Genomic DNA, 12,513 nt, shown 5'->3' with positions numbered 1-12,513 from the left:
CACCGGATCACTCGGCGCGGCGGTCGCCCGGTGGCTGGCCCGTGCGGGCGCCGGGCATCTGCTGCTGCTCAGTCGCCGGGGCTCCTCGGCGCCGGGTGCTGAGGACCTGCGTGCCGAGCTGACCGGACTCGGCGCCGAGGTGACGATCCTCGCCTGCGACATCGCCGAAAAGGACCAGCTGCGCGCGGCGCTGGACGCGATCCCGGCACACCGGCCGCTGACCTCGGTGGTCCACACGGCCGCCGTGCTGGACGACGCGCTGGTGGACGCCGTCACCGACGCGAAGCTGGCCGCCGCGTACGGCGCGAAGGTGCGCGGCGCGATCAACCTGCACGAGTTGACGGCTGACCGTCCCTTGGCCGCCTTCGTCCTCTTCTCCTCCCTCGCGGGCTCGCTGGGGATTCCCGGCCAGGCCACGTACGCACCGGGCAACGCCGTGCTCGACGCGCTGGCCCAGTACCGGCGTGCGCGAGGACTGCCCGCGACCTCCGTCGCCTGGGGACACTGGGCTGGCGGCGGTATCGCCGACGACGCCGTAGAGCAGCAGCTGCGGCGGCGCGGCACCATCGACATGGACCCGGAGACCGCGCTGACCGTCCTCGGCCAGGTCCTGGACCACGACGAGACCCTCCTGTCCGTGGCGGACATCGACTGGTCCAGGCTGGCGGCACAGGTTGGCACCGTCCATCCGTTGTTCCGCGACCTGCCGGATCTGCGAACCGCGCCGGCCGCGCCCGGAGCCGCCGACGCGCCGACGGCCGCCGCGGGCGGCTCCCTCACCAGCCGACTGGCCGGGCTGTCGATCCAGGACCAGGACCGGCTGCTCGTCGATCTGGTCCGCGCCGAGGCCGCCTCGGTGCTAGGGCACTCCTCGGCCGAGGCCGTTGGAGATGAACGGGCGTTCCGGGAACTCGGCTTCGACTCGCTGACGTCGGTCGAACTGCGCAACCGGCTCAACGCCGTGACCGGCCTCCGGCTGCCCGCGACCCTCCTGTTCGACCACCCCACGCCAGCCGGTCTGGCCGCGCGGTTGCGCGCCGACCTGGCGGGCGGACCGAGTGAGAACGACCGCCCTACGGAGCAGGCGGGTTCGGACGAGCCCGTCGCGATCGTCGCCATGAGCTGTCGCTTCCCCGGCGGCGTCGATTCTCCCGAACAGCTGTGGAGCCTGCTGGCCGAAGGGCGTGACGCGATTTCGCCCTTCCCGGAGGACCGGGGCTGGGACGTGCTCACCGGAGAAGGCTCCCTCGACGCGGAGGCCGACGCTCCCCGCTCCGGCGGTTTCCTCGACGACGTCGCCGGGTTCGACGCGGCCCTCTTCGGCATCGCGCCGCGTGAGGCGGCGGCCATGGACCCGCAGCAGCGGCTGCTGCTGGAGACCTCCTGGGAGGTGATGGAGCGGGCGGGCATCGACCCTCAGTCGCTGCGCGGCACCGCCACCGGGGTCTTCGTCGGCTCCAACAACCAGGACTACGCGAACCTGCTCGTGCGAGCGGGCTCGGCGGCGGCGGGATACCTGAGCACCGGCGGAACGGCCAGCGTGCTCTCCGGCAGGCTCGCCTACTCGTTCGGCCTCGAAGGGCCCGCGATGACGGTGGACACGGCGTGCTCGTCCTCGTTGGTGGCGCTGCACCTGGCGGCGCAGTCGCTGCGCAACGGTGAGTGCGACCTCGCAGTGGTCGGCGGTGTGACCGTCATGTCCACGCCCGGTGGGCTCCTCGAATTCCATCGCCAGGGCGGGCTGGCCGCGGACGGCCGCTGCCGCGCTTTCGCCGCCGCCGCCGACGGCACCGGCTTCGCCGAGGGCGTAGGTGTCCTGCTGGTCGAACGTCTTTCCGACGCCCGGCGCAACGGGCGCAGGGTCCTGGCCGTGATCCGAGGATCGGCCGTCAACCAGGACGGCGCCTCCAACGGACTGACCGCCCCCAATGGTCCCGCCCAGCAGCGGGTGATCCGCCAAGCGCTGGCCAACGCGCGGCTCAACACCGACGACGTCGACGTCGTCGAGGCTCACGGCACGGGCACCAGATTGGGCGATCCGATCGAGGCGCAGGCCCTGATCGCCACCTACGGTCGAGGCCGGAGCGCGGAGCGCCCGCTGTGGTTGGGCTCGGTCAAATCCAATCTCGGGCACACCCAGGCCGCCGCGGGCGTCGCGGGCGTGATCAAGATGGTCCTCGCCATGACGCGGGCGAGCTTGCCGCCGACGCTGCACGTGGAGGAGCCCACCCCCGAGGTCGACTGGTCGGCGGGCTCGGTGCGGCTGCTGACCGAACCTCGATCATGGCAGCGGGCGGACCGGCCGCGCCGGGCCGGGGTGTCGTCGTTCGGCATCAGCGGGACCAACGCCCACCTGATCCTCGAGGAGCCGCCGACGGTTCCGCCGACCGCGACCGGCCCGAGCCCCGCGGCCGTCGCCCCCGCGACGTCGGTCGTCCCGTGGGTGCTCTCCGCGCAGAGCGAGGCCGGTCTGCGTTCCCAGGCCGCGCGGCTCCGCGCCTTCCTGACGGACCGTCCCGGCGAGTCCCCGGCCGACATCGGCTTCTCCCTGGCCACCACCAGAGCTGTGCTCGACTGTCGCGCCGTGGTGCTCGCCCCGGACCTCGACCACGGACTGGCTGCCCTGGACGACCTCGCCGAGGGGCGTCGCACCGTGGACGGCGGCGCCCGAGGGAACCGCCCCGACCTGCGCACGGCGGTGCTGTTCACCGGCCAGGGCGCCCAGCGGCCCGGCACGGGCCGTGAGCTGTACGAGACGTCCCCTGTCTTCGCCGACGCCTTCGACGAGGTCTGCGCCGAGCTGGACACCCGGCTTGACACGCCGTTGCGTGAGATCGCCTTCGCGGAGGAGGGCTCCCCGCTGGCCGCCCTGCTCGACGAGACCCGCTACACCCAGGCCTGCCTGTTCGCGCTCGAGGTGGCGCTGTTCCGGCTCGTGGAGTCCTTCGGCCTGCGCCCCGCCGCCGTCGGCGGGCACTCGGTCGGGGAACTGGTCGCCGCGTACGTCTCCGGGGTGTGGTCGCTCGCCGACGCCTGCGCGGTCGTCGCCGCGCGCGGCAGGCTGATGCAGGCGCTGCCCTCGGGCGGGGCGATGGTGTCGGTCCGCGACACCGAGTCCGCCGTCGCCGAGTCGCTGGCTGGCCTGACGGACCGCGTGTCGATCGCGGCGGTGAACACCGCCGACTCGGTGGTGGTTTCCGGCGACGCCGAGGTGCTCGACGGTCTTGTGGCGGACTGGACGGCGGCAGGCCGCCGCACCCGTCGGCTGCCGGTCAGTCACGCCTTCCACTCGCCGAGAATGGACCCGATGCTCGCCGAGTTCGCCGAGGTGCTGGCGGGTGTCGAGTTCCACCCGCCGCGACTGCCAGTCGTGTCCAACCGGACGGGTGAGTTCGCCGCGGAGGACTTCCGCACCCCGGCGTACTGGGTCGGCCACGCCAGGGACGCGGTCCGCTTCATGGCAGGACTGCACACGCTGCGCGCCGACGGCATCACCGCGTTCCTCGAACTCGGCCCGGACGCCGTCCTGACTCCCATGGTCCGTGACACCCTTCCCGGCGTGCTCGGCGTCTCCGCGCTGCGCCGCGACCGCGCAGAGTTCGAGTCCCTGTTGACCGCACTCGACGGGCTGCACGCCCGCGGGCCTGCCCTCGACTGGGCCTCGGCCTTCGTTGGTCAGGACGTCCGAGCGCTCGACCTGCCGACGTATGCGTTCCAGCGGCGGCGGTTCTGGCTCGATCCCCGCGTGACCGAGCCCGATGCCCCGCGGCCGTCGTCGGGCCTCGACGACGGCGCGTTCTGGCGTCAGGTGGAAGAGGAGGACCTGACGGGCCTGGCCACGACCCTGGACGTGGACGCGGAGGCGCCGTGGCACGAGGTGCTGCCCATGCTCGCGGCCTGGCGACGTCGCCGACGCGAGATGTCCACGGTGGAGTCGTGGCGGTATCGCGTCAGCTGGCAGCCGGTCGCCGTGTCCCCGGGATCGCTGTTGACGGGTCGGTGGCTTCTGGTGGAGCCCGCCGCCGAGGCAAGTCGATCGCCCTCGGATCCAGATATCGCGCGACTGCTGTCCCAAGCCGGTGCCGACGTGGTCCGGCTCGTCCTCGAATCCGGCACGGCCCCGGCCGAGACCGCCGCACTGCTGCGCTCCACGGCGCAGGGACCGATCGCTGGCGTGGTGTCCCTGCTCGCGCTGGACGAGACCGCCCATCAGGACGCATCGACGGTTCCCGTCGGCTTGACGGCCACCGCCGCTCTGGTCCGGGCGCTGCGTGACGCCGACCTGCGGGCACCGCTGTGGTGTGTCACCCGGGGCGCGGTGTCGGTGGGCGACTCCGATCCGCTGCGCAGCCCGGCGCAGGCACTGACCTGGGGCCTGGGTCGCGTGCTCGCGCTGGAGCGCCCCGACCGCTGGGGCGGTCTGATCGACGTGCCCGGCACGCTCGACGCCCGATCGGCGGAGCGGTTCGTCGCCGCCCTCGCCGGCGTCGAAGACGAGGATCAGCTCGCCGTGCGCCGCTCCGGCGTCTTCGTCCGCAGGCTCGTCCCGGCGCCGCCCGCCGCGCACGGGGGACCAGGCTGGCGCCCCAGCGGCACGGTGCTCGTCACGGGCGGCACCGGCGCCCTCGGCAGTCACGTCGCCTGCTGGCTGGCCGGTCAGGGGGCGCAGCACCTGCTGTTGGTCAGCCGCCAAGGCCGCAGCGCTCCGGGCGCCGAGGACCTCGAACTGGAACTGGCAGGCATCGGCGTCCGCGTCACGATCGCCGCCTGCGACCTGGCTGACCCGGCCGCCGTGCGGGACCTGATCGCGAGCATCCCGGCCGATCGACCGCTCTCCGCAGTCGTCCACGCCGCGGGCGTCATCGACGACTGCCCCGTGGAGGAGCTGACCGTCGACCGGCTCGCCACCGTGCTGCGACCCAAGGTCGCGGGCCTGGTCAACCTGCACGAGGCGACGCGGGGACTCGACCTCAACGCCTTCGTGCTCTTCTCCTCCGTCTCCGCGGTGTGGGGCAGTGCGGGCCAGGGCGCCTACGCGGCGGCCAACAACTTCCTGGACGCCTTCGCCGAGTATCGCCGGGCCAAGGGGCTGCCCGCCACGTCGATCGCCTGGGGCGGCTGGGGCAGCGGCGGCATGGTTGACGAGGCCGCCGAGCAGACTCTCCTCCGGCGTGGCCTCACCCCGATGGCACCGGAACTCGCCATGACGGCCATGGCGCAGGCCGTCGACGCCCGCGACACGACCGTCGCCGTCGCCGACGTTGACTGGGCCAGGTTCATCCCCGCCTTCGCCATCGCCCGCCGTCGTCCGCTGCTCGACGTGCTCTCCGTCGGGCTGGCCCGGACGAACGACCCGGCACCAGGCTCGGACGACTCCTCGACGGCGGGCGACCTCCTGCGGGCGCGCCTGTCGGCGGCCGACGAGGCCGAGGGGCGGGCGCTGCTGATCGAGACGATCCGCACGGAGGCCGCGCGAGTCCTCGGCCACGCCGACGCCGAGGCGATCTCGGTCGATCGCTCCTTCCAGGAGGCCGGATTCGACTCCATGACGGCCATCGAGTTCCGGGAACGGCTCGGCCTGGCCACAGGCCTGCCGCTGCCGGCCACGCTCGTCTTCGACCTCCCCACGCCCGAGGTGCTCGCGACATATCTGCGCACGGAGCTGAGCGGCGTCCCCTCGGGTGACGGCGCCGGGACGTCGGTGGTGGCGTCCCGGCCGGCAGCGGACGAGCCGCTGGCGATCGTGGGTATGGCATGCCGTTTCCCCGGCGGGGTGCACAGTCCGGAGGATCTCTGGCGCGTGGTGTCCGAGCAGGTGGACGGGATGACCTCGTTCCCGGCCGACCGAGGCTGGCAGCTCGCGGGCGTCCCCGGCTCGCCGTCGGACGCGACGACGTCCTCGGTCGTCGGAGGCTTCCTCGACGACGTCGCGGGCTTCGACGCCGCCTTCTTCTCCATCGCCCCTGTGGAGGCGGCGGCGACCGATCCGCAACAGCGACTGCTGCTGGAGACCACCTGGGAGGCGCTGGAGCGGGCGGGCATCGACCCGCAGGCCCTGCGGGGCAGCGACACGGGCGTGTTCGTCGGCGGCACCGCTCAGGAACACGCGACCGCGCTGCTGGGCGAGCCCGCGCTCGGCGCCGACTACATCCTCACCGGCGCGGCGGGCAGCGTGCTGTCCGGTCGCCTCGCCTACACCTTCGGCTTCGAGGGTCCCGCGGTCACCGTTGACACGGCGTGCTCCTCCTCGCTGACGGCACTGCATCTCGCCGGCCAGGCACTGCGCACGGGCGAGTGCGACCTCGCCCTCGCGGGCGGCGTCACCGTCATGTCCTCACCCGGCGTTTTCGCCGCGTTCGCCCGCCAGGGCGGCCTCGCGGATGACGGCCGCTGCAAGGCGTTCTCCCACGCCGCGGACGGAACCGGATGGGGCGAGGGCGTCGGGATGCTTGTCGTGGAACGGCTCTCCGACGCGCGGCGACACGGACACCCCGTGCTGGCCGTGGTGCCCGGGTCGGCGGTCAATCAGGACGGCGCCTCCAACGGGCTCACCGCACCGAACGGACCGGCGCAGCAACGCGTGATCCGCAAGGCGTTGGCCAACGCGGGCCTGGCGCCCTCGGACGTTGACGTCGTGGAGGCACACGGCACCGGGACCCGGCTGGGTGATCCGATCGAGGCGCAGGCATTGCTCGCCACCTACGGCGCGGACCGGGCCGCCGACGCCCCGCTGTGGCTGGGGTCGGTGAAGTCCAACATCGGCCACACCCAGGCGGCGGCGGGCGTGGCTGGCGTGATCAAGATGGTGGAGGCGCTGCGACACGGGACGCTGCCGGCCACGCTGCACGTCGACGAGCCGACGCCGCACGTCGACTGGTCTTCGGGAGCGGTCCGGGTGCTCACCGAGCCGCAGCCCTGGCCCGAGGTCGGCCGCCCCCGCAGGGCGGCGGTCTCCGCCTTCGGTCTGAGCGGCACGAACGTCCACCTCATTCTCGAACAGGACCTGGCGGTCGTCGATCACCTCGAGGTCGTTGACAGCCCGGCCGACGGCGAGGCGCGCACGGCGGTCGCCGAGCGCGAGTCCGAGGGCGCCGTCCCCAGCCGGACATCGCCAACGCCCTGGGTGATCTCAGCCCGCACGCCCCAGGCGCTGCGGGCGCAGGCACAGGCACTGCACGCCAGGTTGACCGGCCAGCCGCAGTTCTCGACGCTCGACGTCGGGTATTCGCTGATCACGACCCGGGCGTCGCTGACAAGCCGCGCCGTCGTCGTCGGTGACGACAGGGCGGAGCTGCTCGCCGGACTGGCGGACGTCGCCTCCGGACTCGTCCCGCCCGCCGCGGGCACGCAGACCGAGACGCGGCCGGTCATGGTTTTTTCCGGGCACGGCTCCCAGTGGGCGGACATGGCGGCGGAGCTGATCGAGACGAGTCCGGTCTTCGCCAACGGCATCGACGAGTGCGAGCGTGCCCTCGCTCCGTGGGTCAACTGGTCGCTGCGTGCGGTGCTCTGCGATGCGGAGCAGTCCGCACTGCTGGCGCGGGCCGACGTCGTCTCGCCGGTGTTGTGGGCGATGGCCGTGGCCCTGGCCAAGCTGTGGGCCTGCCACGGGGTCCGACCTGCGGCGGTGGTCGGCCACTCCCAGGGGGAGATCGCCGCCGCCTGCGTGGCCGGAACACTGTCCCTCGCCGACGGCGCCCGACTCATCGCGCTGCGCAGCAAAGCGGTGCTCCGGCTGGTCGGCCAAGGAGGGATGGCCGTGATCGCGGCCACAGTCGAGGACGTTCGGACCCGGATCGCCCGGTGGGCCGACCGACTGGTTGTCGCGGGCCGCAACGGGCCGAGATCCGTCGTCGTCTCCGGTGATCTCACGGCGCTCGACGAGCTGCGGGCCGAGTGCGTGGCCGATGCGGTGCGCTTCGACCGGGTGGACATCGCCTACGCCTCTCACTCGCCGCAGACCGAGGTCCTGCGGGACGAGTTCCCGGAACTGGTCGGCACGCTCACCCCGACCGAGCAGTCCGGCGCCGTCCCGATAATCTCCACCGTGACCGGCGCCCCGGTGGGTCCCGCAGACCTGGACGCCGACTACTGGTTCCGCAACCTGGCGCGACCGGTGGAGTTCGACGCCGCGATCCGGGCCTGCCTCAGCCGGGGCCACACGACGTTCCTCGAGGTCAGCCCGCACCCGGTCCTGGGCATGGGCCTGACGCAGATCCTGGAGGACGCCGCGCCCGAGCGCCGGACGCTCGTGCAGGGCACCCTGCGACGGAATCGGCCCGCAGCGAGGTCCTTCCTGCTCGCGGCCGGGACGCTGCACACCCACGGCATCGCGGTTGACTGGTCCCCGTGCTTCGCGGGCCGAGAAGCACGCCGGGTGGACTTGCCGACCTATGCCTTCCAACACGAGCGCTACTGGCTCGGCCCCCCGACCGCAACCTCGCTCGGCACCAAGGGCCTCGGTCTCACCATGGCGGACCACCCGGTGCTCGGTGCGGCCGTGGACCTGCCCGACGTCGGAGGAAGCCTGCTCACCGGCAGGCTGTCGGTGCCAACACACCCGTGGCTCGGCGATCACGTGGTCGCGGGATCGGTGATCTACCCGGGCACCGGATTCGTCGATCTGGTGCTGCGGGCGGGCGCCGAGGTCGGCTGCCATCGCATCGAGGAGCTGGTCCTGCACACTCCGCTCGTGCTGTCGGGTGACGACGCCGTCGCGGTGCAGGTCGCGGTCGGCGCGGCGGACGATCAGGGCCGTCGCTCCGTCGCCGTCTACGCCCGTGACGAGCAGGACACGAGCCCCACAGCCTGGCGGCGGCATGCCGGCGGCGTGCTGGCCCCGGCAGCTCCGATCGCGGGCGACTCCACACTCGTCTCGTGGCCGCCCGAGGCCGCGACGGCCGTCTCGACCGAGGGCTTCTACGATCGGATGGTCGGCGAGGCCGAGCTGTACTACGGCCCGGTGTTCCAGGGACTGCGGGGCATGTGGCGTCGCGATGACGAGGTGTTCGCCGAGGTCGAGCTGCCAGCCGACGCGGTGGGTGAGGCTGAGCGCTTCACCGTGCACCCGGCGTTGTTCGACGCGGCACTGCACGCGGTCTGGCTGCTGGGCGGGGACGAGACCGCGGACTCGGACCACGCGGGTGCCCCGGCGGAGAAGGCGCGAGAGCACACGCGGCTGCCGTTCTCCTGGAGCGGTGTGTGGCTGGGCGCGGTGGGAGCCAGCCGCCTCCGGGTGCGACTGCGCTCGGCAGGAGGCGGCGTCTCGATCCTCGTGGCCGACGAGACGGGCTCTCCGGTGGCCTCGGTGGCGGAGCTGGTGCTTCGCCCGCTCAGCGGAGCATTACGCGACGAGGCGGCCCAGGCACACCGGGACTCGCTGTTCCGGCTGGAGTGGACGAGGGTCGAGCCCGTCTCGGGGGACCTGCGACCGGTCGTCCTCACCGGACACGCCGCCGAGCGGCCCCGGTTCGCCGATCGCCTCGGCGCCGATCTCGACACGGTCGAGTCGCTGACGGCGCTTCCCGTTCCCGTGCCCGCCGCGGTGCTGCTGCCGTGGTCGGCACGGCCCGACGGCGGTGACCTCAGGGACCTCAGGGACCTCGGGGACCTCCCCGCCGATCTGGCGAGGCGACTGCACGACGGGGTGGCTGCCGCGCTGGACACGGTGCGGACGTGGCTCACCGAGGAGCGTTTCGGCGCGGCCACTCTCGTGGTGACGACCCAAGGCGCCGTCGCGGCCCGAGCGGGGGAGGACGTCACCGATCTCGCCGCGGCCACGCTGTGGGGGCTGCTGCGCTCGGCGCAGGCAGAGCACCCGGCTCGTATCGCGCTGCTCGACATCGACGAACACGCGACGCCCGCCGCCCTCCGATCGGCGCTGACGACGCTCGCGGGCCACACCGAGCCGTGCCTGGCGGTGCGCGGCGGTGAGGTCCTGGCGTCCCGGCTGGCGAGGGCCGCACCCTCGGACCTCGGCGCCGGTCGTGACCCGGCCGCCGGCGAGAGCGGCCAGGGCGAGCGAATCGCGGACGGCGGCGCGGAGGCGACCGACGCGGAGGCCGACGGGACGGTGCTGGTCACTGGTGGCACCGGCGCGCTGGGTTCCCGGCTGGCCCGCCACTTGGTCATCGAGCACGGCGTGCGTCACCTGCTGCTCACCGGCAGACGGGGACCGGACGCGCCCGGGGCCGCCGCCCTGAGCGCCGAACTGACCGGACTCGGCGCGCGGGTGACGATCCGGGCATGTGACGTCGCCGACCCGACGGAGGTGCGCAGACTGCTGGCCGAGGTGCCCGCCGCCCATCCTCTGCGGGGGATCGTGCACACCGCGGGCGTGCTCGACGACGGCGTCGTCACGGCTCTCACCCCCGAGCGTCTCGGCGCCGTGCTGCGGCCCAAGGTGGATGGCGCATGGAACCTGCACCGGCTCACTCGAGATCTGGACCTCCGGAGCTTCGTGCTGTTCTCCGCAGCCGCGGGGGTCATGGGAACACCGGGACAGGCGGCCTATGCGGCGGCGAACTCCTTCCTGGACGCCCTTGCCGCCCACCGCCGCGCCAGGGGGCTTCCCGGGCAGTCTCTGGCCTGGGGGCTGTGGGAAGAACCGGACGGCCTCGCGGCCGACCTGCACGGCGGCGATCAGGCGCGGCTGGCTGGCGGCGGAATCAGGGCGCTGTCCACCGACCACGCGTTGGCCCTGTTCGATCGATGCCTCCGCGCCGAGGACGCCGCGCTGGTGCCGATGCACCTCGACGGCCGGACGCTGGCGAGCTGGGCCGGCCACGACGTGCCTGCCATCCTGCGCGGCCTGGTCCGCTCCGGGCCGCGATCGGCGGCGCGCGGCAGGCAGCCGTCTGCGGGAGAGACGACGGCCGGGCTGGCTGCCCTGTCGGCCGAGGACCGTCGCGTCGAACTGCTGCGGATCGTCCGCACCGTCACGGCGAAGGTGCTCGGCCACAGCGGCCCGGACGCGGTCCCCGAGGATGGGTCCTTCGCCGAACTGGGGGTCGGCTCGCTGACCGCGGTGGAACTGCGCAACGCCCTCGCCGAGCTGTCGGGCCTGGTCCTGCCCGCCACACTGGTGTTCGACGTGCCCACGGTGGCCGAGGTGGTTGAGGATCTGCTGCGCAGGCTGGCGGAGCACAGCGGGGAGGCGACCACCGCGACGGTGAGGTCCGCAGCCGAGCCCGAGCTGCCCGGCGAGCGGACCGGGTCGCTCGGCGGCATCACCGCCCTCTACCACCAGGCGTTCCACGCAGGCCGAATCGAGGACGGCAGGCTGCTGCTCGCGGCCGTGGCGAACCTCCGCCCGACGTTCACCGCCCCGGCCGAGCTCGCGTCCGCGCCCGCCGCTGTTCGGCTGAGCAGCGGCGGGCGGCCGTCGCCGCTGATCTGCTTCCCGTCGTTCAGCATGTTGGGCGGGGTCCACGAGTTCAGCCGCTTCGCGGAGTCGTTCCGAGGCGACCGCGACGTCTGGGCACTGCCCGCACCGGGCTTCGCCCCGGAGGAGCCGCTTCCCGCGACGGTGGACGCTCTCGTCGAACTGCACGTGGAGTCGGTGCGGCGGTGCGTGCGGGAGGAACCGTTCGTCCTGGTCGGACGCTCCGGCGGCGGCCTGATCGCCAACGCCGTGGCCGCTCGTCTTGAGGAGGTCGGACTACCCGCGGCCGCCGTCGTCCTCCTGGACACCTCGCCCGCCAGATCCGAGCAGGCGGCGGCGATCGTGCCAGTGCTGTCCGACAAGCTCCTGGAGAAGGAGAAGGAGTTCGTCGCCCTCACCGGCGGCGCCGTGAACGACGTCCGCCTCACTGCCATGGCGGGGTACTCCACCTTGATCGCCGACTGCCCGGCGATCGCGACCGCCGCGCCGACGCTGCTCGTCCGGGCGGTCGAGTTTCCCGGGGACATCGCCGGCACCGAGGTCGCGGACGCGGACTGGCAGAGCTGGTGGCCCCATGCCGAGGACGTCGTCGAGGTGGCGGCGGACCACTTCAGCATGATGGAGGATCAAGCCGCCCTGACGGCCGAGGCCGTGCGAGCGTGGCTGGACTCCTCGATCACGTGACGGCAGTGGCGGGGCCGCTCGATCGACCGGGCGGCCCCGCTCTCCGGCGACGCGACGACGAATCCGGAAATCGGACCGGCGACCTACCGCGCGGATTGCCGCGGGACACCCTTCACCGATCGGCTCGGTTCAAAGCCTCACCGCTGAGTCGGGGACCGACGGAACAGCAGCGTTCGGCCACGCTCCCACACCGACCCAGCACCCACTGCCGTCGGGAGTGGCCAACTCGGGTGTAGGGGACCTGGGTGGTGTTACCGGCGCTGAACCAGACGATGTAGTCGTGTTGGAAGTTGCTGCGGCACTCCCGCCCGCTGTGACTGTGCCCGGCAGCACCGCTGGTAACCAGCCGAGCCCGATCGCGAGGTCTTCTGCGCGCCAGCCGCCCAGCAGCCTAACTCGAGTGAATCAACAAGTGGTCATACCGAGCCCAGCCCGGCGCTTCGACG

Annotated in this window: 1 pseudogene; it reads left to right on the top strand. The window is 73.1% G+C overall.

What is annotated here, in order from left to right:
* Window positions 1-12,034, top strand: a pseudogene (locus tag SACXIDRAFT_RS22800) (type I polyketide synthase); the annotation flags it as partial.
* Between the last annotated feature and the right edge of the window lie 479 nt (window positions 12,035-12,513).

Origin of the sequence: Saccharomonospora xinjiangensis XJ-54, from assembly GCF_000258175.1 — a bacterium.
Classification (GTDB): domain Bacteria; phylum Actinomycetota; class Actinomycetes; order Mycobacteriales; family Pseudonocardiaceae; genus Saccharomonospora; species Saccharomonospora xinjiangensis.
The sequence above is the reverse complement of the archived record's forward strand: the minus strand, read 5'-3'. Positions and strand labels throughout refer to the sequence as shown.